Source organism: Amycolatopsis sp. NPDC004747, from assembly GCF_053601335.1.
Map to the genome: position 1 here is coordinate 87,279 of NZ_JBSGBQ010000020.1, position 24,649 is coordinate 111,927.

The 24,649-nt window shown below is 72.2% G+C and carries 23 protein-coding genes and 1 riboswitch; of the genes, 14 read left to right on the top strand and 9 right to left on the bottom strand.

All coding sequences use genetic code 11. The annotated features are described in order from the left end of the window. The first annotated feature begins 4 nt into the window (after positions 1-4). On the top strand, positions 5-340 hold the full coding sequence (gene trxA / locus ACWEGE_RS29630) for a thioredoxin (protein ID WP_449663724.1): 336 nt from the start codon (positions 5-7) through the stop codon (positions 338-340). Here the strand turns inward: trxA and ACWEGE_RS29635 are convergent. Beyond that, on the bottom strand, positions 321-953 hold the full coding sequence (locus ACWEGE_RS29635; protein ID WP_449663725.1) for a TetR/AcrR family transcriptional regulator: 633 nt from the start codon (positions 951-953) through the stop codon (positions 321-323). The genes trxA and ACWEGE_RS29635 overlap by 20 nt on opposite strands. Positions 954-1,231: 278 nt before the next feature. Between ACWEGE_RS29635 and ACWEGE_RS29640 the strand changes: the two genes are divergently transcribed. From ACWEGE_RS29640 to ACWEGE_RS29655, 4 genes are all read left to right on the top strand, one after another. Next, positions 1,232-1,810 (top strand): MerR family transcriptional regulator, encoded by a 579-nt coding sequence (locus tag ACWEGE_RS29640; RefSeq protein ID WP_033260631.1) that lies wholly within the window; start codon positions 1,232-1,234, stop codon positions 1,808-1,810. Positions 1,811-1,852: 42 nt separating this feature from the next. Further along, positions 1,853-1,951: riboswitch (glycine riboswitch) on the top strand. A 172-nt stretch (positions 1,952-2,123) separates the two neighbouring features. Further along, positions 2,124-5,000, top strand: coding sequence for an aminomethyl-transferring glycine dehydrogenase (gcvP, locus tag ACWEGE_RS29645; RefSeq protein ID WP_449663726.1), 2,877 nt, complete (start codon positions 2,124-2,126; stop codon positions 4,998-5,000). Between the two features lie 47 nt (positions 5,001-5,047). After that, positions 5,048-5,983, top strand: coding sequence for an NAD-dependent epimerase/dehydratase family protein (locus ACWEGE_RS29650; protein WP_449663727.1), 936 nt, complete (start codon positions 5,048-5,050; stop codon positions 5,981-5,983). Continuing rightward, the gene (locus tag ACWEGE_RS29655) at positions 5,980-8,154 is read left to right on the top strand and encodes a glycosyltransferase family 2 protein (RefSeq protein ID WP_449663728.1); all 2,175 of its coding nucleotides are present in this window, start codon (positions 5,980-5,982) and stop codon (positions 8,152-8,154) included. The genes ACWEGE_RS29650 and ACWEGE_RS29655 overlap by 4 nt, the downstream gene beginning before the upstream one ends. Here the strand turns inward: ACWEGE_RS29655 and ACWEGE_RS29660 are convergent. Further along, entirely contained in the window at positions 8,084-8,593 is a 510-nt protein-coding gene (locus ACWEGE_RS29660; protein ID WP_449663729.1) for a GtrA family protein, read from the bottom strand. The two genes, ACWEGE_RS29655 and ACWEGE_RS29660, sit on opposite strands and share 71 nt — an antisense overlap. 139 nt (positions 8,594-8,732) lie before the next feature. On the opposite strand from ACWEGE_RS29660, the gene ACWEGE_RS29665 reads away from it, so the two are divergent. After that, the gene (locus ACWEGE_RS29665; RefSeq protein WP_449663730.1) at positions 8,733-9,887 is read left to right on the top strand and encodes an NAD-dependent epimerase/dehydratase family protein; all 1,155 of its coding nucleotides are present in this window, start codon (positions 8,733-8,735) and stop codon (positions 9,885-9,887) included. A 39-nt stretch (positions 9,888-9,926) separates the two neighbouring features. Here ACWEGE_RS29665 and ACWEGE_RS29670 read toward each other — a convergent pair whose 3' ends face one another. Further along, positions 9,927-10,286 carry a nuclear transport factor 2 family protein gene (locus ACWEGE_RS29670; RefSeq protein WP_449663731.1) on the bottom strand — a complete coding sequence of 120 codons (360 nt, stop codon included), beginning with the start codon at positions 10,284-10,286 and terminating at the stop codon, positions 9,927-9,929. 169 nt (positions 10,287-10,455) lie between these two features. On the opposite strand from ACWEGE_RS29670, the gene ACWEGE_RS29675 reads away from it, so the two are divergent. Together ACWEGE_RS29675 and ACWEGE_RS29680 are read left to right on the top strand one after the other, a co-directional pair. Next, a complete protein-coding gene (locus ACWEGE_RS29675) occupies positions 10,456-11,250 on the top strand; it encodes a helix-turn-helix domain-containing protein (protein WP_449663790.1) in 795 nt (264 codons plus the stop codon). A gap of 40 nt (positions 11,251-11,290) precedes the next feature. Continuing rightward, positions 11,291-12,070 carry an aldo/keto reductase gene (locus ACWEGE_RS29680; RefSeq protein WP_449663732.1) on the top strand — a complete coding sequence of 260 codons (780 nt, stop codon included), beginning with the start codon at positions 11,291-11,293 and terminating at the stop codon, positions 12,068-12,070. On the opposite strand, the gene ACWEGE_RS29685 is transcribed toward ACWEGE_RS29680, so the two are convergent. The 5 genes from ACWEGE_RS29685 to ACWEGE_RS29705 form a co-directional block, all read right to left on the bottom strand. Further along, on the bottom strand, positions 12,067-13,863 hold the full coding sequence (locus ACWEGE_RS29685; protein ID WP_449663733.1) for a hypothetical protein: 1,797 nt from the start codon (positions 13,861-13,863) through the stop codon (positions 12,067-12,069). The genes ACWEGE_RS29680 and ACWEGE_RS29685 overlap by 4 nt on opposite strands. A gap of 116 nt (positions 13,864-13,979) precedes the next feature. After that, positions 13,980-14,855 carry a 3-methyladenine DNA glycosylase gene (locus ACWEGE_RS29690; protein ID WP_449663734.1) on the bottom strand — a complete coding sequence of 292 codons (876 nt, stop codon included), beginning with the start codon at positions 14,853-14,855 and terminating at the stop codon, positions 13,980-13,982. Beyond that, positions 14,852-15,895: a hemolysin family protein gene (locus ACWEGE_RS29695; RefSeq protein WP_449663735.1), complete on the bottom strand. Its 1,044-nt coding sequence runs from the start codon at positions 15,893-15,895 to the stop codon at positions 14,852-14,854. The genes ACWEGE_RS29690 and ACWEGE_RS29695 overlap by 4 nt, the downstream gene beginning before the upstream one ends. Next, positions 15,892-17,241 (bottom strand): hemolysin family protein, encoded by a 1,350-nt coding sequence (locus tag ACWEGE_RS29700; RefSeq protein WP_449663736.1) that lies wholly within the window; start codon positions 17,239-17,241, stop codon positions 15,892-15,894. Before ACWEGE_RS29700 ends, ACWEGE_RS29695 begins: the two co-directional genes overlap by 4 nt. Positions 17,242-17,440: 199 nt before the next feature. Continuing rightward, positions 17,441-18,022, bottom strand: coding sequence for a TetR/AcrR family transcriptional regulator (locus tag ACWEGE_RS29705; RefSeq protein WP_449663737.1), 582 nt, complete (start codon positions 18,020-18,022; stop codon positions 17,441-17,443). 184 nt (positions 18,023-18,206) lie between these two features. Here ACWEGE_RS29705 and ACWEGE_RS29710 point away from each other — a divergent pair, with 184 nt between their 5' ends. The 5 genes from ACWEGE_RS29710 (at position 18,207) to pip (ending at position 22,383) form a co-directional block, all read left to right on the top strand. After that, positions 18,207-18,608 carry a hypothetical protein gene (locus ACWEGE_RS29710; RefSeq protein ID WP_449663738.1) on the top strand — a complete coding sequence of 134 codons (402 nt, stop codon included), beginning with the start codon at positions 18,207-18,209 and terminating at the stop codon, positions 18,606-18,608. Further along, positions 18,605-19,234 (top strand): DUF3558 domain-containing protein, encoded by a 630-nt coding sequence (locus tag ACWEGE_RS29715; protein WP_449663739.1) that lies wholly within the window; start codon positions 18,605-18,607, stop codon positions 19,232-19,234. The genes ACWEGE_RS29710 and ACWEGE_RS29715 overlap by 4 nt, the downstream gene beginning before the upstream one ends. A gap of 3 nt (positions 19,235-19,237) precedes the next feature. Next, on the top strand, positions 19,238-20,605 hold the full coding sequence (locus tag ACWEGE_RS29720; RefSeq protein WP_449663740.1) for a hypothetical protein: 1,368 nt from the start codon (positions 19,238-19,240) through the stop codon (positions 20,603-20,605). A gap of 25 nt (positions 20,606-20,630) precedes the next feature. Continuing rightward, positions 20,631-21,359, top strand: coding sequence for an ESX secretion-associated protein EspG (locus ACWEGE_RS29725; RefSeq protein ID WP_449663791.1), 729 nt, complete (start codon positions 20,631-20,633; stop codon positions 21,357-21,359). Between the two features lie 76 nt (positions 21,360-21,435). Next, on the top strand, positions 21,436-22,383 hold the full coding sequence (pip, locus tag ACWEGE_RS29730; RefSeq protein ID WP_449663741.1) for a prolyl aminopeptidase: 948 nt from the start codon (positions 21,436-21,438) through the stop codon (positions 22,381-22,383). Here the strand turns inward: pip and ACWEGE_RS29735 are convergent. Then, positions 22,373-23,566: a Glu/Leu/Phe/Val dehydrogenase dimerization domain-containing protein gene (locus ACWEGE_RS29735; RefSeq protein WP_449663742.1), complete on the bottom strand. Its 1,194-nt coding sequence runs from the start codon at positions 23,564-23,566 to the stop codon at positions 22,373-22,375. The genes pip and ACWEGE_RS29735 overlap by 11 nt on opposite strands. A gap of 118 nt (positions 23,567-23,684) precedes the next feature. Between ACWEGE_RS29735 and ACWEGE_RS29740 the strand changes: the two genes are divergently transcribed. Beyond that, positions 23,685-24,611 (top strand): LysR substrate-binding domain-containing protein, encoded by a 927-nt coding sequence (locus ACWEGE_RS29740; protein ID WP_449663743.1) that lies wholly within the window; start codon positions 23,685-23,687, stop codon positions 24,609-24,611. The last annotated feature ends 38 nt before the right edge of the window (positions 24,612-24,649 follow it).

Consider the following 24,649-nt stretch of genomic DNA (forward strand, 5'->3'; position numbering starts at 1 on the left):
CGCCGTGTCCGAAGTTCGCGAAGTCACCGACCACACCTTCGCCGAGGTCCTCAGCAGCGACGTCCCCGTGCTCGTCGAGTTCTGGGCCACCTGGTGCGGCCCGTGCCGGATGGTCGGCCCGGTGCTGCAGCAGCTGGCCGCCGAGCGGGACGGCGAGCTCGCCGTCCGCAAGGTCAACGCCGACGAGAACCCGGAGACCACCCGCTCCTACCAGGTCATGTCCCTGCCGACGATGATCCTCTTCCGCGGCGGCGAGCCGGTCGAGACGATCGTCGGCGCGTTCCCGAAGGCCCGCATCGAAGAGCGGCTCGACCGGGCGCTCACGGTGCCGTCGCTTTGACGAACGCGTCCGCCAGCTCGCGCCCGTACTTCTCCAGGTCCAGCGCCGGGTCGGCGGCGTAGGCCGCGGCGACGCCGTCGATGGCCTGGGCGATGGACATCGCCATCACCTCGGGCGTGAACTCGCCGAAGAGGCCCTCGGCCTGGCCCTGCCGCAGCTGGCGGGCCAGGCCGTGCACGCGCAGGTCGTCGACCAGCACCTTCGTCATCACCCAGCCGTCGGCGTCGTCGGAGTTGCCGGCCAGCTCGGTCAGCGCCCGGACGCACTCCGGGTACGCCCGCAGGAACGCCACCGACGTCTCGATGTGCGCCCGCAGGTAGCCGGGCCGGTCGGCCGGGTCGAGGCCGCCGCCGGTGCGTTCGGTGAGGAACGCGGCCTTGGTCTCGACGACCGTGCTCAGCACGGCCTGCATCAGGCCGGCCTTGTTCGTGAAGTGGTACGAGATCAGCCGGGTGCTGCTGAGCCCGGCCCGCTCCTTGATCTTGGCGAAGGTGGTCCGGCGGTAGCCGAGGTCGGACAGGACGCCGATGGTCGCGCCGATGATCTGCGCCCGGCGAGCGGCCTCGGCGGCGCTGAGCCCCATCTCGGCCATGAGGTCGGTGTTTACTTGCATGAGTAAAAAGTTACTCGGCTGAGTAAAACTGTCAAGGGGTTTGGATCACCCGAGAGGTGGGTACGGCGAACGGCTCAAAGGCTCAGCCGACCGCCTGGGCTTGCCGCGCGTCGCGTTGACCGGCACTGTCCGGGCGCTTACCGTCGAAGAAGGGAAATCGTCACGGTGTGATTCACGGTCTGGGGCCGGATCGTGGCGGTTGATCTCCGGCTGGTCCCGCTCCTGGGGCCGCCCGGCTGTCATTCGCCGGCCGCCAGGTCGGGCGAGGGGAGGCTTGCGTGGTCGAGGCTGGTTCCGAGAAGCAGCCTGTCGAGGTCGCGACCGGGGAGCAGGGGGAACTGTTCCCCGACAACTCGCTGCCCGACGAGCTGGTGGGCTACCGGGGTCCGGCGGCGTGCCAGATCGCCGGCATCACCTACCGCCAGCTCGACTACTGGGCCCGGACCAAGCTGGTCGCGCCCAGCATCCGCACCGCGCACGGCTCCGGCTCGCAGCGGCTGTACTCCTTCAAGGACATCCTGGTCCTCAAGGTCGTCAAGCGGCTGCTGGACACCGGCGTCTCGCTCCAGAACATCCGGGTCGCCGTCGACCACCTGCGTGTCCGCGGGGTCCGCGACCTGGCCCGGGTGACCTTGTTCTCCGACGGCACGACGGTGTACGAGTGCACCTCGCCGGAGGAGATCGTCGACCTGCTCCAGGGCGGCCAAGGCGTCTTCGGCATCGCGGTCAGCGGCGCGATGCAGGAAATCAGCGGCACCATCCACGAGTTCCCGGCCGAACGCGCCGACGGCGGCATCGTCGAGACGCACGAACCGGACGAACTCACCCAGCGCCGCAACGCCCGCAAGACCGGTTGATCACCGCCGCGGCGGACAGAGTAAGGTTGGCCGTGCGGTCGACGAATCCGCGCGGGAGAGTCCGAGTCACACCTTGAGCTCGGCGCCGAAGGAGCAAGTCCTCCCCGGAACCTCTCAGGCACCCTGGACCGCGCGGACGAGACGCCTCTGGAAAGCGGGTCGTCAGGACACAGCCTGATGGCCCCGCCGACGGTGCAAGCCCGGCTCAACCTGCGGGCGAAACTCTCAGGCGCCCAGAAATGGGTACGGACAGAGTGGGGAGGGCCAGGACACCGCCGTCCCGGTCCAGCCCCGCTGTCCCCTGGAGGCCATCGTGGATCCGTCACTCGCCTCCCTGGAACAGGGCACTCCCTTCGCCGACCGCCACCTCGGGCCCGGTCCCGAAGACCTCCGGCACATCCTCGACGTCATCGGCGTCGCCTCCCTCGACGAACTCGCCGAGCGGGCCGTTCCCGCGTCGCTGCGGGAGTCCGCCGAGCCGCTCGAACTGCCGCCCGCCGCCTCCGAAGCGCAGGCCCTCGCCGAACTGCGCGAGCTGGCCGCGCGCAACCGGCCGATGGCGCAGATGATCGGGCTCGGCTACCACGACACCGTCACCCCGCCCGTCATCCGGCGCAACGTCCTCGAGAACCCGGCCTGGTACACCGCCTACACGCCGTACCAGCCGGAAATCTCCCAGGGGCGGCTCGAAGCGCTGCTCAACTTCCAGACCGTGGTCGCCGACCTCACCGGCCTGCCCGTCGCCAACGCCTCCCTGCTCGACGAGGCCACCGCGGCCGCCGAGGCGATGACGCTCGTGCGCCGGGCCGGGCGTGCGACCTCCCGCCGGTTCGTCGTCGACGAAGACACCCTGCCGCAGACCCTCGCCGTGCTCCGGACCCGGGCCGAACCGCTCGGCATCGAGCTGGTCGTCGAGGACCTCTCCCAGGGCCTGACCGGCCTCGGGCTCGGCGGCGACTTCTTCGGGATCCTGCTGGCCTACCCGGGTGCCTCCGGCGCGGTCCGCGAACTCGACCTGACCATCGCCGACGCCAAGAAGCACGGCGCCGCCGTGGTCGTCGCCGCCGACCCCCTCGCGCTCACCCTGCTCAGGCCACCCGGCGAGCTCGGCGCCGACGTCGCCGTCGGGTCGACGCAGCGGTTCGGCGTCCCGCTCGGCTTCGGCGGCCCGCATGCCGCCTACCTCGCCGTCCGCACCGGCCTCGAGCGGCAGCTGCCGGGCCGGCTGGTCGGTGTCTCGAAGGACGCCGACGGCACGCCCGCCTACCGGCTCGCCCTGCAGACCCGCGAGCAGCACATCCGCCGCGAGAAGGCTACCTCGAACATCTGCACCGCCCAGGTCCTGCTCGCGGTGATGGCGTCCATGTACGCGGTGTACCACGGGCCCGACGGCCTGCGGAGGATCGCGCTGCGCGCCCACCGCATGGCCACCGTGCTGGCGGCGGGTCTCTGCGAGGGCGGCGTCGACGTCGTGCACGGCGAGTTCTTCGACACGATCACCGCCGCGGTCCCGGGCCGGGCGGACGCGGTCGTCGCGGCGGCCCGCGACCTCGGCGTCAACCTCCGGCGCGTCGACGCCGACCACGTCGGCATCGCCTGCGACGAAACGACGACCCGGGAACGGCTTTCCCTCGTGTGGAAGGCGTTCGGCGTCTCGGTGTCCGATGTGGACGGCCTCGACGCGGACACCGCCGACGCCCTCCCGGCCCCGCTGCGCCGGACGAGCGCGTACCTCACCCACCCGGTGTTCCACGCGCACCGCTCGGAAACCGCCCTGCTGCGCTACCTCCGGCAGCTGGCGGACTCCGACGTCGCCCTCGACCGCAGCATGATCCCGCTCGGCTCGTGCACCATGAAGCTCAACGCCACCGCCGAGATGGAGCCGGTCACCTGGCCGGAGTTCGCCGGCCTGCACCCGTTCGCGCCGGCCGAAGACGCCGCCGGGCTCCTGGACCTCGCCGCCGGCCTGAGCGCCTGGCTCGCCCGGATCACCGGCTACGACGCGGTTTCCCTGCAACCCAACGCCGGCAGCCAAGGCGAGTTCGCCGGCCTGCTCGCCATCCGCGCCTACCACCGTTCTCGCGGCGAGCACGCGCGCGACGTCTGCCTGATCCCGGCCAGCGCGCACGGCACGAACGCGGCCAGCGCGGTGATGGCGGGCATGCGGGTGGTCGTCGTCCGCTGCGACGACGACGGCAACATCGACCTCGCGCACCTGCGGTCCACAGTGGACGAACACCGGGCCGGCCTCGCCGCGATCATGCTCACCTACCCCTCGACGCACGGCGTCTACGAAGACACCGTCGGCGAGGTGTGCGCGGCGGTGCACGACGCGGGCGGCCAGGTGTACGTCGACGGCGCCAACCTGAACGCGCTGATCGGCGTCGCCCAGTACGGCCGCTTCGGCGCCGACGTCTCGCACCTCAACCTGCACAAGACGTTCTGCATCCCGCACGGCGGCGGCGGGCCCGGCGCCGGCCCGATCGGGGTGCGCGCGCACCTCGCGCCGTTTCTGCCCAACCACCCGCTCCAGCCGGCGGCCGGCCCGGCCACCGGCGTCGGCCCGGTCAGCGCGGCGCCGTGGGGAAGCGCGTCGATCCTGCCGATTTCCTGGGCCTACATCCGGATGATGGGGAGCGAGGGCCTCCGCCGGGCGACGCTCGTCGCGGTGGCAGGAGCCAACTACGTCGCCCGCCGCCTCGGCGGCCACTACCCGGTGCTCTACGCCGGCCGCGAAGGCCTGGTGGCGCACGAATGCATCCTCGACCTGCGGCCGCTGACGAAGGCCACCGGCGTCACGGTCGACGACGTCGCGAAACGGCTGGCGGACTACGGGCTGCACGCGCCCACGGTGTCGTTCCCGGTCGCGGGCACGCTGATGGTCGAGCCGACGGAGAGCGAAGACCTCGCCGAGCTCGACCGCTTCTGCGCGGCGATGATCGCCATCCGCGCGGAGATCGACCGCGTCGCGGCGGGGGAGTGGCCCCTCGAGGACTCGCCGCTGCGGCAGGCGCCGCACACCGCGCGCTGCGTCGCCGGCGAGTGGAACCGGCCCTACAGCCGCGAGACGGCGGTGTTCCCGGCGGGGACGGCCGCACCGAAGATCTGGCCCCCGGTCCGCCGCATCGACGGCGCGGCGGGCGACCGGAACCTGGTCTGCTCGTGCCCGCCGCCGGAGGCGTTCGCCTGAGCGAGCCGTCGCGCGGGCGCACAGGAACGGCAGGTAGGTTGACGCCCATGGCGAATGGGCACGGTCCTGAGCGGACGTCCGTGGTCGTGACCGGCGGCAGCGGCTTCATCGGCCGGGCCGTCGTGCGCGCCTTCCGCGACCGGGGTGTCCCGGTCACCGTCGTGGACCGGGTCGCGCTCCCCGGAGACCTCGACGGCGTGCGCGTGGTGACCGGCGACCTCCGCGAAGCCGCCGTCCGCGAGCGGGCCGTGACCGGCGAGACCGCGGCGATCGTGCACCTCGCCGCGCTGACGTCGGTGCTGAAGTCCGTCGAGCTGCCCGAAGACACCTTCGCCGACAACGTCCTGGTCACCCAGGAGCTCCTGGAACTCGCGCGCCGCCACGACGTGCCGAAGTTCCTGTTCGCCTCGACCAACGCGGTGATCGGCAACGTCGGCGGCGCGACCATCACCCCGGATCTGCCGCTGCGCCCGCTGACCCCGTACGGCGCCACCAAGGCGGCCTGCGAAATGCTGCTGTCGGGCTACACCGGCGCGTACGGCATGACCACGTGTGCGTTGCGGTTCACCAACGTCTACGGCCCGGGAATGTCCCACAAGGACAGTTTCGTACCGCGGATGATGCGCGCCGCGCTGACCGGCGGCGGGGTCAAGATCTACGGCGACGGCCGCCAGCGCCGCGACCTCGTCCACGTCGACGACGTCGTGCGCGCGGTGTTGTCGGCCCTCGACAGCGGCTACTCCGGCCGCGCGATCGTCGGCGCCGGGCGCTCGGTGTCCGTGCTGGAGATGGTCGAGGCGGTGCGCGAGGTGACCGGCGCGGAACTGCCGGTGGAGCACGTCGACGCCCCGGCCGGGGAGATGCCCGCGGTCGTCGTCGACGTCTCGGCGAGCGCGGAGACCATCGGCTACCGGCCGGAGGTTTCGCTGACCGACGGCCTCGCGACCGCCTGGAAGTACTTCTCCGGTCTCGAAACACCGTGAGAGTCTTTCTCAAGCGGCACTGGCTGCTGCTCCTGCTCCTCGTCCCGGCGATCACCCTCCGGGTGCTGACCTGGCTGGCCTACCGGCCGGCGCTGCTGTTCATCGATTCGTTCCGCTACATCGACAACCTGCACGCGCTGCGCGCCGACCAGCTCGACCCGATCGGTTACGACCTCGTCCTGCGGCCGCTGCTGGCCGTCGGCGGCCTGGCCTGGGTCGCGGCGGTGCAGCACGCCGGCGGGGTGCTGATCGCCATCGGCCTCTACGCGCTGGTCCTGCGCCTCGGCGGCCGCCCGTGGGTGGGCGCGCTCGCCGCGGCCCCGCTGCTGCTCGACGCCTACCAGCTGCAGATCGAGCAGAACATCATGTCCGAGGTGACGTTCGAGGCCGTCCTCCTCGGGCTGCTCTGGCTGCTGCTCGGCCGGGGCACCCCCGGCTGGAAGCGGGCCGGCGCCGCGGGCCTGCTGCTCGGCTTCGGCGTGCTGACCCGGCTGATCGGGATCTCGCTCGCCCTCCCGCTGCTGGTCTTCCTCGTCACGGCCGGGGGAGCGTGGCGGCGGTGGGCAGGCTGGCGCCGGGCCGGTGCCGGTCTCCTGGGCCTGCTCGCCGTGCTCGTGCCGTATGCGGCGCGCGTGCACTCGGAGACCGGGAAGTGGGGCCTGACCGGGCCGTCCGGGAACATGCTCTACGGCCGCACCGCCGCCGTCGCCGACTGCCCGAACCTCCACCTCGCTCCGGAACTGCGGGTGTTCTGCCCGGCCGAACCGCGCGAGAAGCGGCTGGTCGACAACTACACCCACGCCGACCTCGACCCGAACTGGCCGGGCCCGCTGCCGCCCGGCGCGGACAAGGCCGCGCTGGCCCACGAGTTCGCGATCGACGTCCTGAAGGAGCAGCCCGGCGATGTCGCCGAAGCGATCCTGGACGACTTCGCCAAGAGCTTCGCGTGGACGCGCGAGCAGGATCCCACCGACGTCCCCCTGGACCGGTGGCAGTTCCAGCTCAGCTACCCGCAGTGGGCCGACCAGTCCCTGATCGACCTGGTCACGCTGCAGAACGACGGTGTCGTCGCGAGCGTCGACCGGCCACTGGCGAAGATCCTGCGCGACTACCAGCTCGAGGGCGGCTACGTCTCGGGCGGTGTCCTCGGCATCGGTGCGCTGCTCGGCCTGCTGACGGTCTTCCGGCGCAAGAAGCCCCTCGACCCGGCCCGGGCAGGGGCGCTGCTGGCGGCGTCGAGCGGGCTTCTCCTGCTGTTCGCTTCGGCGGTGTTCCAGTTCTCGTGGCGCTACCAGCTTCCGGCGCTGGTGCTGTTCCCGGTCGCCGGGGCGCTCGGCTTCACCACGCTGACGTCGGCGAGCCGGAAGCGGCTCGCCGCCTTCCCCGACGAGGTCGATCAAGGGGCTCTCGACGACTTCCGCGGCCGCCACCCGGACCTGGAGCTGGCCCCGCTGACCGTCGTCATCGCCGCCTACAACGAAGCCGGCGGCATCGGCGAAGTGCTGGAGAAGATGCCGGACGAGTGCCTCGGCATGCGGGTCGACGTGCTCGTCGTCGTCGACGGCGGGACCGACGACACGGCGGCGATCGCCGAGGTGCACGGCGCGCACGTGTGCGTCGCGCCCCGAAACCGTGGCCAGGGCGCGGCGCTGCGGCTGGGCTACCACCTCGCGGCGGAAGCCGGCGCCGAGTACGTCGTCACCACCGATGCCGACGGCCAGTACGACAACAGCGAGCTGGAGGCGCTCGTCCGCCCGGTCGTCGACGGCACCGCGGACTTCGTCACCGGGTCGCGGCGGCTCGGGCACGAGGAGGCCGACAGCCGCGTCCGGTGGGTCGGGGTGCGGGTGTTCGCCGTGCTGGCGTCGGTGCTCACGGCCCGGCGGATCACCGACACCTCGTTCGGCTTCCGGGCGATGCGGGCCGGCCTGGCCTGCGCGGTCCCGCTGAACGAGCCGCAGTACCAGTCCTCGGAGCTGCTGCTCGGCGTCACCGCCCGCGGTGCCCGGGTCCTCGAGCTGCCGATGAGCATGCGGCTGCGCAAGGCGGGCAAGAGCAAGAAGGGCGGCAGCCTGGTCTACGGCGCCAACTACGCGCGGGTCATGACCGGGACGTGGTGGCGGGGGTACGTGCTGCGCCGCGGCCGAACACGAGCCGGTCGAGCAGGGTGAACTTGACGACGAACACCAGCGCGTAACTGGCGACGTACGCACCGTCGACGAGCACGACCCACCAGAAGTGCGGCAGCTCCAGCGGCGTCAGCAGCGAGCCCGCCAGCGTCGTCAGGCCGATCGAAGCGAGCCCGCCGAGCCCGATGACGACCAGGTAGGGCAGCAGTTCGCGGCGGACGCGCGGCCGGCCGGTGCGGCCCCACACCCAGCGCCGCGTGACCAGGAAGTTCAGCACCGCCCCGGCCGCCCAGGCCAGCGCGCTCGCCCACGCCGCGGCGCCGCCGGTGGCGAGGACGGCCAGCAACACGACCTGGCTGAGGACCGTGGCCGCGATCGACGTCGTCGCGGCGCGCGCCAGCCGGGCCCAGCCGCGGCGGCTTCGGTCCGGGGTGCCAGCCTCCGTCGTGCGGGGCTGCACGGCGTTGGTTACGGTCGTCATGCCCCCATCCTCCCCGTGGGCCGGTCGCGCCGCCGTCCGACCCCCGCACGCATAGGAGATTCACAGGTCTTTGACAGGTCCTCATCAGCACGTGATCTATAGCGTTCGTGTGGCGTAAACGAGCAGGAAAGGCGGCACAATGCGGGTGCTGGTTCTCGGCGGTGACGGATATCTGGGCTGGCCGACCGCGCTGCACTTATCGGACAAAGGCCACGAGGTGGCCGTTCTCGACAATTTCGCGCGCCGTGGGTACGACGCCGAACTCGGTGTCGAGAGCCTGGTCCCGATCGAATCCCTCGCCGACCGGATCGCCACCTGGCGCGAGGTTTCCGGCCGGACGATCACCAGCTACGAAGGCGACCTCCTCGACGCGGAGTTCCTGTTCGGAGCGGTGCGCGACTTCGCGCCGGACGCCGTCGTCCACTACGCCGAGCAGCGGTCGGCGCCGTATTCGATGATCGACCGTGAACACGCGGTGTACACCCAGCACAACAATGTGATCGGGAACCTGAACCTGCTCTACGCGATCGCGGAGATCGATCCGGCGATCCACCTGGTCAAACTGGGCACGATGGGCGAATACGGCACGCCGAACGTCGACATCGAAGAAGGCTGGCTGGAGCTGGAGCACAACGGCCGGTCCGACCGGGTGCTGTTCCCGAAACGGCCGGGCTCGTTCTACCACCTGACCAAGGTCCACGATTCCCACAACATCGAATTCACCTGCCGCGCGTGGGGCCTGCGCGCGACGGACCTCAACCAGGGCGTGGTGTACGGCCAGCAGACCCCGCAGACGGCGCTGGACCCGAGGCTGGCGACCCGCTTCGACTACGACGCGGTGTTCGGCACGGTGCTCAACCGGTTCGTCATCCAGGCGGTGCTGGGCCAGCCGCTGACGGTGTACGGCAAGGGCGCGCAGACCCGCGGCCTGATCGACATCCGCGACACCGTGGAGTGCATCCGCCTGGCCGTCGAGCACCCCGCCGAGCCGGGGGAGTTCCGGGTGTTCAACCAGATGACCGAAAGCATGTCGGTGGCCGGCATTGCCGAGCTGGTGGCCGACCGGTTCCCCGGCCCGGTGCAGATCGAGCAGCTGGAGAACCCGCGTACCGAGGCGCCGGAGCACTACTACAACGTGAAGCACACCGGGCTGGTCGGGCTGGGCCTGAAGCCCCACCTGCTGTCGGACACGCTGATCGAGTCGATGTTCGACATCGTGGGCGCCAACAAGCACCGGGTGAACCCGGAGAAGCTGCGCCCGACCGTCCGCTGGCGGGGCGCGCTGAAGAGCTAGCCGACGGTGGGGGCTCCCGGGTGGGAGCCCCCACCGGGTTCAGCCGGGCAGCTTGTCGAGGAAGCCGTGCACCTTGGCGATCCTGCCGTCTTCGAGCTCGACGACGTCGAACCCGATGGCGACCGGCTCGGCGCCGGGCGTGCCGAGGTACCACTGGAACCGGGCGAGGTCGTGGTGGGCGTCGGGGTCGGCGGGCAGGCTGAAGGTGAGCCCGCCGAACTGCTGCTGCGCCCCGGCGACGAACTGGTCGATCCCGTCGTGCCCGGTGACGGCGCCGAGCGGGTCGGTGTAGGCGGCACCGTCGGTGAAGACGTCGGCGACGAGGGCCCGGCGCTTGTCGGCGTCGGTCTCGTTCCAGACGGCGATGTACTGCTCGACGAGGGTGCGGACGTCGGTCATGGGGTTTCCCTTTCGTTGGGGGACAACGGTTGTCGTCGTCCCGGCGCTGGAACCCACTCTGGCGGCGCGGCGGCGGCGCGTCGATTACGCGAGAGGTAATGCCGGGGCATTACCCCGGAAGTAATGGCAGCGGCTCCTCGACCGCCGTAGCGTCGTCCGCGTGACGACCATGGTGCAGGCGCGGCAGCGGCCCGTCGGTGAGCTGCTGCGGGAGTGGCGGGACCGGCGCCGGATCAGCCAGCTCGATCTGGCGATCTCGGCGGACATCTCCACCCGCCACCTGAGCTTCGTGGAAACCGGGCGCTCCAAGCCGAGCCGGGACATGGTGCTGCGCCTCGGCGAGCACCTCGACGTCCCGCTGCGGGAACGCAACCGGCTGCTGCTCGCCGCGGGGTACGCGCCCGCCTACACCGAGACCGCGCTGGGGGACCCCGGGATGGACGCCGTCCGGCAGGCCGTGCGGCAGCTGCTCGCCGGGCACGAGCCGTACCCGGCGGCCGTCGTCGACCGGAACTGGGACCTCGTCGAGGCCAACGCCGCCACCGGCCTGTTCGTCGCCGGGCTCCCCGCCGGGCTGACCGCCAACGTCCTGCGCGCGACCCTGCACCCGGACGGGATGGCCCCGCACATCCTGAACCTGGGGGAGTGGCGCGCCCACCTGCTCGGCCGGCTGCGCCGCCAGGTGACCCAGACCGCGGACGCGGGCCTCGCCGAGCTGCTGGCCGAGCTGCGCGGCTACCCGTGCGCCCAGCCGGTGCCGGAGGTGGAGGTGCCCGGACCGGGTGACATCTTCGTGCCGCTGAAGTTCCGCCACGAAGGCACCGACCTGACGTTCTTCAGCACGGTCGCCACGTTCGGCACGCCACTGGACGTCACCGTCGCGGAACTGGTCATCGAGTCGTTCTTCCCGGCCGACCCGGCGACGGCGGCGTACCTGCGCGAGCGGGCCGTCCGGGTGGGATGATGGGGGTCCGCGCAGCATCCGAAGTGAGGATCACCGGTTGATGGCCGTCCCGCCTTCGCTCGCCCTGTCCGTCGGAGTCCGCATCCCCCAGCTGCTGTTCGGTGTCGCCGGGCTGTCCCCGGCCGAAACCGGGCGCGCCCTCCGCATCGCCCTCGACACCGGCTACCGCGGCATCGACGCCACGCCGGGCAGCGAGACGGCGGTGGGCGCCGTGCTCGCCGCGGCCGAGGTGCCGCGCGAGGAGCTCTTCGTCAGCGTCCACGTGCCCGCCCAGGGCTACGACGCCGCCCGCCGGGCCGCCGACCAGGCGCTCGAGGCCCTCCGGCTCGAGCGGGTGGACCTGTGCCTGTTGGACGGCACGAAAGGCGCGTTCACCGACACGTGGCGCGCGCTGGGCCGGCTGCGTGCCGACGGCCGGGCCCGCGCCGTCGGCGTCTCCGGGTTCGGCGTCTCCGAGCTGCGCCGGCTGATCGACGCGACCGGTTCGGTGCCGGCGGTGAACCAGGTCGAGCTGCACCCGTGGCTGCAGCAGGTGCCGCTGCGCGAGTTCCACGGCGAGCGCGGCATCGTGACGGCCGCCGCCAACCCGGCCGCGAACACGGCGCTGCTGTCGGACGAGACGGTCACCGCGCTCGCGGCCAAGTACGGCAAGACCCCGGCCCAGATCGTGCTCCGGTGGCACCTGCAGACCGGCACGGTCGCGGTGGCGGCCTCGGCCACCACCACCCGGATCCGGGAGAACTTCGGGATCTTCGACTTCGAGCTGGCCGACGACGACCTCGCCGTGGTGGCCGAGCTCGACAACGGCACGCGCGTCTAGGTGGACTTGATGCCCGCCGCGGCGAAGTCGGCCTGCTGGGCCGGCTGCTCCAGGTACTCGCGGAAGGTCTGGGCGGCGCGCAGCGCGGTGTCGTCGACGCCCGGGCCGGCCAGCCCGATGAACGGGTAGTCGGCCGAGCGCGCGTTCGCCACCGACTGGGCGGGCGAGCCGATCATCTCCGGCTTCTTGGTGGTGAGCTCGCTGACCCAGTACGACGATTCGGGCAGCCACGCGGCGGGGAGCCCGCCGATGGAGTCCATGTTCGCCCGGCCGACCAGTGCGTCGAGCACCTGCGCCGACGGCTTGGCTTCGATCACGATGTGCACGCACTGCCCGTGCACGACGGTGGCCGCCTGGTTCCACCGCTGGGCCGCGGCGGTGAGCGGCTTCTGCACGCTCGGGGTGACGACGACCCGCATGTTCGCGGTGCCGCCGTCGCAGCTGGCGGCTTGGGCCTCGGCGCGGCTGTTGAGCTCGTTGTCGGCCCAGTTCCAGCCGACGACGCCGAGCCCGATGAGGACGGCGAGGACGGCGCAGGCGATCGGCCAGCCGGCGATCCGGCGGCGCGGCGCCTTCTTCCCGACGATGCGGTGCGAACCGGTGGCGTCGCTCTTGCCGACGACCCGGTGCGAACCGGTGCCTTCGCTGCGGCCCGCGCGGTTCGGGCCGGTGCTGTCGCCGCGCCCGGTGCGCTGGGGGCCGGTCGCGTCGGTGCGCTCGCCGCGGCCCGCGGTGGGGGCGGCGGTGTCGTCGGTCCGCTCGAGGGTGCGGGAGGTGTCGCTGCGGGGGGTGACGTCTTCGTCGGGCCGGGTGATGACCTCGGTCCGCTCGGCGGCGGCTTCGGCGGGGGCTTTGCCGCCCTTGCGGCGCGACCGGGGAGCTTCGGCCGGGGCGGCGCCGGTGGTTTCGGCCCGGCGGGAGGCGCGCGTGGGTCTGCCGGACGCGGGCGCTTCGATGCGGTCCGGAGCCGGGCTGGTGCGGTCCTTGCGGCGCGAGCGGGTGGCGGTGTCGGTGGTGGCGTAGGCGCCGGTTTCCGGCTCGCCGTGGCGCGTGGAGAGGATCGTGGTGGCTTCGGTGCTCGCGACCGGGTGGGCACCGGAAGCTTCCCCGCGACGCGGGGCGCGGGTGGCTTCGCTCCGGCCCGCGACCGGGTACGCCCCGGAAGCCTCCCCGCGGCGGGTGCCGGTTGGGCGCTCCGCGACGGGGTAGGACCCGGAGGCCTCGCCTCGGCGGGTGGCGGAGGGTCGGTCGGCGACGGGGTAGGCCCCGGAGGTTTCGCCTCGGCGGGCGGCCGGGTGTGCTCCGGGCGTTTCGCCGCCGCGGGTGTTGGTGGGTCGGTCGGCGACGGGGTAGGCCCCGGAGGCTTCGCCCCGGCGCGCCCCGGACGTTTCGCCCCCGCGGGGGTTGGTGGAGCGGTTCGCAATCGGGTAGGCCCCGGAGGCTTCGCCTCGGCGGGTGCCGGCGGAACGGTCGGCGACGGGGTAGGCCCCGGAGGCTTCGCCCCGGCGGCCGGCCGACGGGCGGTCCGCGACCGGATAAGACCCGGAAGCCTCACCGCGGCGGGCCGGGGCGTTGGCGGAGGGCGGGAAGCCGGGCGCCTCCGCTCCTTCCGTGAAGAAGACCGAACCGGACGAGTCGCCCGCGACGCGAGCGATGCCGAAAGCGTCCGAGATGGAGCTGCGCCCCGAGGTGCGGAAGGCACCGGAGGCCTCGCCGCGGCCCTCGGCGGGCACGCGGGGCGTGCGGTCCTGAGGGTGCGGCACCGGCTCCTCGTCCCGGTAGTGTCGCCCCATCCGTCATCCTTTCGGGGTGAGCGCATGTCAAGCACGCGCTGCTATGCAACCAAACCGTTATCACCCTAACAGGTGAGTATCGGAGAGAGAATAATCTGACTCACAGTGGGCCGTGCTCAGGGTGCTGCGCTGACCAGGCGATGGCAATGCGCAATCAGGCGATGACGCAGCGGCGCCGCGCGGCGGGCGAACTCCCCTTGGGCCCTGGCGTATTCGGCCCGCCCCGCCGCCGTCTCGATCCGCACCGGCGGGTAGCCCAGCTCCGCCAGGTCGTACGGGCTCGCCCGCATGTCCAGCGTCCGGATTTCGGCCGCCAGCTCGAAGCAGTCCGCCACGAGCTCGGCGGGCACGAACGGGTCGAGCTTGTACGCCCATTTGAACAGGTCCATGTTCGCGTGCAGGCACCCCGGCTGCTCGAGTGCGACCTGCGTCTCCCTCGACGGCGTCAGCGCGTTCCGCGGCCGCGCGTCGGCGGTGAAGAAGCGGAACGCGTCGAAGTGCCCGCAGCGGATGTCGAGGGACTCCACGACCGCGTCGGTGCCCGCCGAACCCAGCCGCAGCGGCACCTGGTCGTGCCGCACCGAATCCGCGGGCTCGCGGTAGACCATCGCCCACTCGTGCAGGCCGAAGCAGTTCAGCCGGGGCGCGCGGGACGCCGTCGCGGTCAGCAGGCCGAGGACGAACTCGGCCGTCCGCGCCTTGCCCTCGCCGAACCCGGCGGGATCCAGCACCACGCCGTCCGGCGTCTCGACGTACCCCTTGCGGTCCAGGAAGCGCCGGGCCGCGGGCCCGGCGAGCGCGACGCCGGGCCCGGGCTGCCACCGCTCCAGGTGCGAGGGCCGGTAGGAGTAGTAGGTGAACAGGAAGTCCAGCACCGGGTGCTTCTCGCCGCGGGACCGCCGCTCCTGGTGCGGGCCGGTCCACCGGCGCATCCGCGCGACGTGCGCCGCCTCCCTGGCCAGCCAGTCCGCCTCGGCGAGCACCTCGGTCATGCGCCCACGTGGGTGCCGTCGCGCACCGTGCCCACGTACTCCTCGACCAGGTCTTCCAGCGCGACGACGCCGACGGCGTCGCCGTTCGCGTCCAGTGCCCGCGCGAGGTGGCTGCGTTCCTTGCGCATGGCCGAAAGCGCGACGTCGAGCCGGGCGTCGGCCGGCAGCTCGGTCAACGCGCGGGTCTTCGACGCCGGCACGGTCGTCTTCGGGTCCTGCCCGGCCAGGTCGAGGATGTCCTTGACGTGGATGTAGCCGGTCAGGCGCCCGTCGTCGGTGCACACCGGGAACCGCGAGAACCCGGTGGACGACACGGCCCGCTCGACCTCGCCGACCGTCGGCCCGCAGGGGAGCGTGGTCAGCTCGGCGGTGGGCACCAGCACGTCGGCGACCGTCTTCTGCACCGACGAGAGCGTCTGGGCCAGCCGCTGGTGCTCGGACTGGTCGAGCAGGCCCTCCCGCCGCGACTCGCTGAGCAGCTCGGCCAGCTCGTCGGAGGTGTAGGCCGTCTCCAGCTCGTCCTTCGGCTCGACGCGGACCGCGCGCAGCAGCGAGTTGGCCACGAAGTTCAGCAGCCAGATGAACGGGTTGGCCACCTTCACCCAGGCGACGTGCGCCGGCACCAGCCACAGCGCGAGCCGCTCGGGCTCGGCGATGGCGAGGTTCTTCGGCACCATCTCGCCGATCAGCACGTGCGCCACGGTGATGAACGCCAGCGCGATGGCGAACGAGATCGGGTGCAGCAAGGCCTCCGGCAGGCCGAGGGCGTCGAAGCCCACCGCCAGCCGGTGCGCGATCGCGGGCTCGCCGAGGCGGCCGAGCAGCAGCGAGCAGATGGTGATGCCCAGCTGCGCGCCGGCCAGCATCAGCGACACGTGCCTGCTCGCGTTGATGACGATCTTCGCGCGGGTCTTTCCCTGTTCCAGCAGCGCTTCGAGCCTGTCGCGCCGCGAGGAGATCAGGGTGAACTCCGCGCCGACGAAGAAGGCGTTGGCCAGCAGCAGGACCACGACGAGGGCGATGTTCAGCCAGTCGCTCACGAGGCCACCTCCGCTTCCTGGTTCGCGTCCGAGGTGGTGCGGACCGGGGCTACCTCGACCTCGGCGATCCGGCGCTTGTCCATCGTGGTCACGGTGAGCAGCCAGCCGTCGACCTCGGTGGCGTCCCCTTCGGCGGGGATCTTGCCGAGCCGTTCGAGGATCAGCCCGGCGATGGTCTCGTAGTCGCCGTCGGGCATCCGGAACCCGGTGACCCCGGTGACCTCGTCGGCGCGCAGCTGCCCGGACACCAGCCAGCTGTTCGCGCCGACCTGCTGCGACGCCGGTGCCTCGCGCTCGTCGTGCTCGTCGCGGACGTCGCCGATGATCTCTTCGACGACGTCCTCCAAAGTGACCAGCCCGGCCGTGCCGCCGTACTCGTCCACGACGATGGCCAGCTGGAAGCGGGAGTCGCGCAGGCGCAGCAGCAGGTCGTCACCGGGCAGGGACTCCGGCACGGTCGGCACCGGCCGCATGACCGAGCCGATCGGCACGGCGGCCCGCTCGGCCGCGGGCACCGCGAAGGCCTGCTTCACGTGCACGGCGCCGCGGACGTCGTCGAGGTCCTCGGCGTGCACCGGGAACCGCGAGAAGCCGGTGCGGCGGGAGATCTCGACGAGGTCCTGCACGGTGTCGTCGACGGCCAGCGATTCGAGCTGCACCCGCGGGGTCATCAGCTCTTCCGCGGTGCGCTCCCCGAACCGCAGCGAGCGGTCGAGCAGTTCGGCGGTGGACGTGTCGAGCGTGCCGCTTTCGGCGCTGGACCGCACGATCGAGCCCAGCTCCTGCGGCGAGCGCGCGGACCGCAGCTCTTCCTGCGGTTCGACGCCGAACTTGCGCACCAGGAAGTTCGCGCTGTTGTTCATCAGCGTGATGAGCCAGCGGAACAGCGAAGAGAACCGCGAGTGGTAGCCGGCGACCGCGCGCGCGGTCGGCAGCGGCCGGGCGATCGCGAGGTTCTTCGGCACCATCTCGCCGAGGATCATCGACAGCGAGGTGGCGATGATCAGGGCGAGCACGATCGCCGCGCCCCCGGCGAACCCGGCGGGCAGCCCGATCCCGGTCAGCAGCGGCCGGACGAGCTCGCCGATCAGCGGCTCGGCCAGGTACCCGGTGACCAGCGTGGTCAGGGTGATCGCGACCTGGGCGCCGGAGAGCTGGAACGACAGCGTCCGGTGGGCCTTCTGGACGGTCAGCGCGCGGCGGTCGCCGACCTGGCGGACGTTGGCCTCGACGGTGCTGCGCTCGAGCGCGGTCAAGGAGAACTCGGCCGCGACCGCGAGCCCGGTGCCGACCGTCAGCAGCACGAAGAGGAGGACGCCGAGAACGGCGAAGAGGATTTGGATCATTTCGCACCCGCTCCGGTGGCGGGGGACGAACCTATCGGACAGCCGGGTCGGTCACCCGGCCCGGTACTGTCACCGGGTGACTGCGCTGCGCGCACGAAACGGTCACTCCTAGCTGGAAATCGGCGTGTACTGCGGATATGCGGACAATCTTAACGTGTCCCCGGCCGTCGCCGCTGGCGTTCGCGGTGTGTCGGCGCGCTCATCCGCGGCTCGGGCGGTGCCGTCGCACCGTTTCTTCGACGAGGTCGAGCACCGGCCCCAGCCCGGTGGCGCTCAGGCCCATGGCCAGGTGCGAGACGAGTCCTTCGAGGACGAGCTCGAGGAAGGCGGTGAGGACGTCGACGTCGACGTCGTCGCGCAGGTTGCCGGCTTCGCGCTGGCGCAGCAGGCGCAGCCGGGTGGCGGTGGTGAGCTGCTCGGACCGTTCGGCCCACCGGGCCCGGAACTCCGGGTCGGTGCGCAGCCGCCGGGACACCTCCAGGCGCGTCCCGAGCCAGTCGGCGGGGTGGTCGCCACCGGCCAGCAGATCGCGCATGACCTGGACGAGGCCCTGTTCGGCGACGACGTCGGCCATCCGGAGGGCGTCGTCTTCGGCGAGGGCGAGGAAGAGCGACTCCTTGTCGCGGAAGTGGTGGAAGATGGCCCCGCGCGAGAGCCCGGTGGCTTCCTCCAGGCGCCGGACTGTGGCACCTTCGTAGCCGTAGCGCGCGAAGCAGACGCGCGAGCCGTCGAGGATCTGGCGCCGGCGTGCGTCGAGGTGATCCTGGCTTACGCGTGGCATCCTGAAATCCTGGCATCGCGGACCGGGATCTCGCAATCCGTACGTACGTACTGTGACCCGGAGTGCCGGGAACCGCGGCCCTGACCCCACCGTCCGAACGTTGCGGCGATTCGCTGACACGAAGAGAGACGGTTGGCTAAGGTTTGTCCCATCACGGTGGGTGAACTGAGGGGAAGGTGCGGTCGTGATCATCGGTGAGGCCGGGCAGGCGGTCCAGGCGGTCTGGGGTGGTGCCATCCTGGGCGAGGGCGGCCGCGTCTACGGCGGCGGTGGCGGCGGCGGTGGCCGGTTCGAGATGGACCCGGAGGAGCTCGCCTCGGTGATCGGCCAGTGGGAAGCCGAACTGGACAAGATCGTCGACGACGGCGAACGGATCCAGAACATCATGTTCATGCTCGAAGCGCCCGGGAAGGACTCGGTCAGCGGGGGCTACGTGTCGACGAGCATGGACTCCCTCGCGGCCCTCCAGACGCAGAACGACTCGATGCGCAAGTACGTGCAGGGGTACATCAAGAAGCTGAAGGAAGCGCAGACGAAGACGGTCGCGACGGACCAGGGCATGGCCGACCCGTTCCGGACGGTGTGACCGTGCGCCTCCCTGCCCGCATCCTGGCCGGCGGCGTGGCCGCCGCGTTGCTGCTCACCGGGTGTTCCCCCGAAAAGACCGGAACGGCGACACCCGCGCCGAGTGGTGCGGCGTCGTCCAGTGCGCCGTCCGATCCCGCCGTGCCCAAGGTGGCCAACCCGCTCGACGCCTCGAAGTACGCCTCGAAGCCCTGCGACATCGTGCCGGGCTCGGTGCTGTCGTCCCTGAAGTTCACGGAACCGGGGCACACCCAGCTGCAGGACGAGGGACTCGGCGCGGCCGGGCCGGGGTGCGGCTGGAAGATCTCCGGCGAAGGCGTGAGCATGCAGGTCATCATCGGCACCGGGAACCGGGACCGGGGCGCCGGAGGACTGGCGGGACTGTACGGAGCGCACGAAAGCGGCCAGTTCCCGTTCCTCGAGGCGGCCCCCGACGTGGACGGCTACCCGGCGATCTACGTGGACAAGCGGGACCGCCGGCCGATCGGCAACTGCGTGCTGGACGTCGGCGTCGCCGACGACCTCGCGATCAACGTGTACGCCGGGGGGTACGAAGGCGCGGACGATTCCTGCGCCGCGGCCCAGAAGGTGGCGGCCGCGATCATCACCACACTCAAGGGGGCGTGACGGGTGGACGGCAAGCAGATCTACGAGAACTTCAGACAGGGGGACACCACCGGCCTCCGGAACGCCGCGGACGAGGTGGCGAAGCTTTCGTCGGCCTACCTGGACCGGGCGCAGGGCATCAAGTCCCTGCAGGACCGGATGAAGCAGGCCTGGACCGGCGACGCCGCGGACGCCGCGAACGCCGGCGCCGGTCCGCTCGAGCAGGCGTTCGCCGAGACCGCCGCGCCCCTCGACATGACCAAGGCTTCCGTCGACACCCAAGCTGCCGTTTTCGACTCGTCCAGCAGTTCCGTGGTCGAGGTTCCGCCCAAGCCCGACAAGCCGAACCCGTGGACCACCGGTCTGAAGGCCGCCATCCCGATCGCCGGGCCGTTCATGGCCAAGGACGACATCGATTCCTACCAAGCGGGGATGGCCAAGTACAACGCGGCGAACGAGACCAACGTCCGCGTCATGGACCAGTACAGCAACGTCACCAGCGGGACCAGGGCCGCGTTGCCCACCGAGTACGGCGTCCTCGAGTCCGACGGCGCCGCCATCGCGGTGAACACCCCTGACGGCCCCGGCCGGATCGACCGCACCGACAAGACCGGCTGGGGTGAGCAGCCGCCGCCGGGGACCGGCGGCAATGACCACACCTCCACCACCGGCTTCGACCCCGGCCACACCGGCGGCGGCGACAAGCCCGGCGGGACCGGGGGAACCGGCGGAACGGGTGGCACCGGAGGCACGGGAGGCACCGGCGGGACCGGCGGAACGGGTGGCACCGGAGGCACGGGTGGTACCGGCGGCACTGGTGGCACCGGCGGCGACGACACCCACACCGCCGGCTCCGGCCGCCCGACGGTTCCCACCGTGCCGACCAGGCCGGGGCAGACCGCCGACCAGCCGGGCAAGACACCGCCGAACACCGGGGGGATCGACTTCTACCCCACCAACACCGGTGGCGGGCCGAACTACGGCCCGAACTACGGCCTGAACCCCAACGACCCGAACTCCGCCACCGGCGGCCGCGGCCCGAACAGCGGCAATGCCGGCAGCCGGCTCCTGGACCCGACCGGCCGGGGCGGCACGGGCACGGGGACCGGTTCCGGCGCGGGCAGCGGGGCGGGCGGCGCAGGCGAACGCGGGCTCGGCAGCGGCCGCGGCTCCGGCATGGGCAGCCTCGGCAACGCGGCCGCCGCGGAGGCCGCGGCGGCGAGGTCGGCCGCCGGGCGAGGCGGGCAGCTGGGCCCCATGGGTCCCGGCGGACGCCGGGGCGAAGGCGAAGAAGACGACGAGCACCAGCGGCCGGACTTCCTGATCGAAGCGGACCCGGACGCGATCTTCGGCACCGACCAGCGGACCAGTCCGCCGGTCATCGGGGAGTAGGCGGGTGGACGTGGCAACAGGCCGGGTGGACGTTCCGGTCGAGGCGCTGGCCGCGCTGGCCGAACGCGAGCAGATCGGCCAGCTCCACCTCACCCTGCGTCCCGAGCCGCTGTGGCTCTCGGACGCCGAGCGCGAGGAGGCCGGCAAGCGGGTCGACGCCGCGCTCGCCGAAGCGGGGCTGGTCGACACCCGCGGCCGGGCCACCGTCGACTTCCTCGACTGGCTTCCGCTGCTGGTCAACCCGGCGCGGGAGTACTACGGCTGGGTCGGCACCGAAGGGCAGACCTACGGCGTGCTCGCCGCGGCGAAGGGGCTGCAGGCGGTCTTGGCCGTTTCCGACGGGACCCACGTCGGTGTCCGCGAAATCGACCGGAACCGGCTCGCCGAGTCCCTCGTCGAGCAGCTGCCGCCGGTCGGGGCCGGCGGCGGCCGCCTGCGCACCGTGCGGGTCGCCGACCTGACCGAGGCGGCCCGCCGCGGGCCGGCCGCCTACCCGCTCGACCCGGCCGTCGCCGACGTCGTCAGCCTCGTGCAGCGGCCGGTCTCGGGGAGCGGGGAACTCTACGTCGGCCGTCGCGACGACGTCGGCCGCCACACCTGCCTGCAGCAGCCGCTGCACTACGCCGACACGGACTGGGGCCGCTACCTCAGCTACACGTCCGGCTCGGGCGACGACGCCGTCATCCACATCGGCCCGGCGGGCCCGCAGGAGCTGGCCGGCACGCTCACCGAGCTGGCCGGCACGCTGAACTGACCGAAAACCGGGTGCGCGAGACCTCAATCGGGGATAATGTGACAGCGCTGTTGCATTCCGGCGGAAGGACGCGCTGATGCGCTACCCCGAGATCGAACCCTACGCGCACGGCATGCTCGACGTCGGCGACGGCCACGAAATCTACTGGGAGACCTGCGGGAACCCGGACGGCAAGCCCGCACTGGTCGTGCACGGCGGCCCCGGTTCCGGCTGCTCGGCGAACGTCCGCCGGTTCTTCGACCCCGCGCGCTACCGGATCGTGCTGGCCGACCAGCGCGGCTGCGGCCGCAGCACCCCGCACGCCGGCGCCCCGGTCGCCGACCTGTCCGCCAACACCACCGACCACCTGGTGGCCGACTTCGAGCGCCTCCGCACCCACCTCGGCATCGACAAGTGGCTGCTGTTCGGCGGTTCCTGGGGCTCGGTGCTCAGCCTGGCCTATGCGTTGCGCCACACCGAGCGCGTCAGCGAGATCGTCCTGATGGGCCTGGCGACCGACCGGTACCTCGAGATCGAGATGCTCATCCGGGGCCTCGGCGCGTACTTCCCGGAGGGCTTCGCCAAGTTCCGCGAAGGCGTCCCGGAAAGCGAGCGCGACGGCGACCTGTCCGCGGCCTACCACCGCCTCCTGATGGACCCGGACCCCGCCGTCCACCACAAGGCGGCCGAAGGGTGGTGCGCCTGGGAAGACGCGATGCTCCCCGGCGTCCCGCCGCACGACGACTTCCAGGACCCGGCCTACCGGCTCTGCTTCGCCCGGCTCGTCACGCACTACTTCAGCAACCGCGCGTTCCTCCCGGACGGCGAAATCCTGCGCCAGGCCGGCAAGCTCGCCGGCATCCCGGCGGTGCTCGCGCAGGGCGTGCTCGACACGAGCAACCTGGTCGGCACGCCCTGGCTGCTGCACCACGCCTGGCCGGGCAGCGAACTGGTGCTGCTGGACGACGTCGGGCACACCGTGTCGGCCGCGTCGATGCAGGACGTCCTGATCGGCGCGACCGACCGGTTCGCGCTCAGGGGATGAGCAGCCCCGGCTCGCCTTCCGGGGCGAGCGCGGCTTCGGCGCGCCGGGCCCGGTTGGCCTCGGCGAGCCGGAGCCCGGTCAGGCGCAGCGGCAGCCGGTCCAGGTTCCACTCCGCCAGCAGCAGCGCGATCTTCGCCTGCATTTCGGTGCGCAACCGCAGGAACGAGTCGGCTGGGTCCGCGCCGACCTCGCCCAGCAGCAGCCACCACGCCCACGCCGCGGCGCCCGCGTTGGCGACGAAGTCGGGCACCACCGCGACGCCGCGAGCCGACAGCGCGGCTTCCGCTTCCGGCGTCGTCGCCGCGTTGGCCGCCTCGACGACCACCTTGGCCTTCACGGCGCTCTCGTTGTCCGGTCGCAGCGCGTAGGAGATCGCGGCGGGCACGAAGATGTCCGCGTCGATCCCGACGATCGTCTCCCGCGGCAGCGACCGGACGCCGGCGGGCAGCCGGGACCGGTCGACCTCCCCGAAGCGGTCGCGCAGTTCCAGCAGTACCGGGACGTCGAGACCGGCCGGGTCGTACAGCGTGCCCGCGGCGTCGGCCACCGCGACCACCTTGACCCCCGCCTCGTGCAGGTACCAGGCCGCGCCGCCGCCCATCGTGCCGATGCCCTGGATCGCCACCGTCGTCGCGCGCACGTCCCAGTCCCACGCCGCCGCGACGCCCAGGCACGCCTGCGCCACGCCGTAGCCGCCGACGACGTCGCCGAGCAGCAACCCGCCGGGGACCGGGGCGTTGAGCCCCGCCTGCACCCGGCGCAGGGTGCGCGCCGGGTCGGCCGAACGGCGGATCGCGGCGTGGTACGACTGCTCCAGCCCGAGCTCGGCGAACACCGAGTCGATCAGGTGCTGCGGCACGCCCAGGTCCTCCGCGGTGACCCAGTGCGCGTCCAGCCACGGCCGCAGGAAGGCGCAGAAGCGCTTGAGCACGTCGAACGCGCGCGGGTCCTTGGGGTCGAAGTCGATGCCGCCCTTGGCCCCGCCGACCGGCAGGTTGAAGGTGGCGGTCTTGTTGGCCATGCCCCGGGCGAGGTCCTCGACCTCGGTCATCGTGCAGCCGGCCCGCATCCGGGTGCCGCCGGTGGCGACCCCCGAGACCAGGCTGTGCACGACCAGGTAGCCGGGCGCGCCGGTGACGGGATCGGTCCACGTGAGCCGCATCAGCGGCGGGGCGGGGGTCATCAGGCCACTCACCTCCGGGGAAGTCCGGGCGGCCTCGTGACCGCCACCACGAGCGTGCGCCCCCGGTGGCCCGCCCGTCCATTTAACGCTGCTGCACGATCTCGTTTAAGTTTTGTGTATGGAGCTTTCGTTGCACCGCTTGCGGATGCTGCGCGAGCTGCACCGCCGGGGCACCGTCACGGCGGCGGCCGCGGCACTGCACTACACCGCTTCGGCGGTGTCACAGCAGCTCGCGCAGCTCGAACGGGACGTGGGCGCGAAGCTGTTCGAACGGCTCGGCCGGCGCGTCCAGCTGACCGAGCTCGGCACCCTGCTCACCGAGCACGCCGAAGAGATCCTCGGCTCGGTCGAGCGCGCCACGCTCGCCCTCGAGGAGGCCCAGGAGGACCGCACGGTCCGGCTGACCGCCGGGGTGTGGGCGTCGGTGGCCTCCGGGCTGCTGCCGACGGCGCTGACCGCACTGGCCGGCGAACACCCGGGCATCGAGGTGCGCACCCGCGAACTGGCCCCGGAGGACACCGCCGAGGCGGTCCGGGACGGCCGTCTCGACCTCTCGTTCGTCATCGACTACTCCGACGCGCCGACCCCGTGGGACGCCGGGCTGGAGCGCGCGGTCGTGGCCGTGGAGCGGCTGCACGCCGCGGTGCCGCGCGGTGCGGTGCCGTCGGGGGCGGCGTCGCTGCACGACCTGGCCGAGCACCCGTGGATCCTGGCCAGCCCCAAGTCGCACTTCGGGCGCGCGATGCGCACCGCCTGCCAGCGGCACGGCTTCGCGCCGAAGATCAACCACGAGGTCGAGGAGCAGTCGACGGCGATGGCGATGGTGGGCGCCGGGCTCGGCATCACCCTCGTCTCCGACCTGGGCCTGCGGCTGCTGCGGCCGCCCGGGATCGACGTCGTCACGCTCACCACGCCGCTGCTGCGCACGGTGTCGATCGCCTACCGCCGCACCGCGTTCCGGCGCCCCGCGCTGCACCTGGTGATCGAGGCCGTGCGGGCTTCCGCGGCCGAGCTCGGGCTCGGCACCGAACCGGCTTTGCCCTGATCAGGGACTTCTTACAGGGTGGTGAACACCTCCTACAC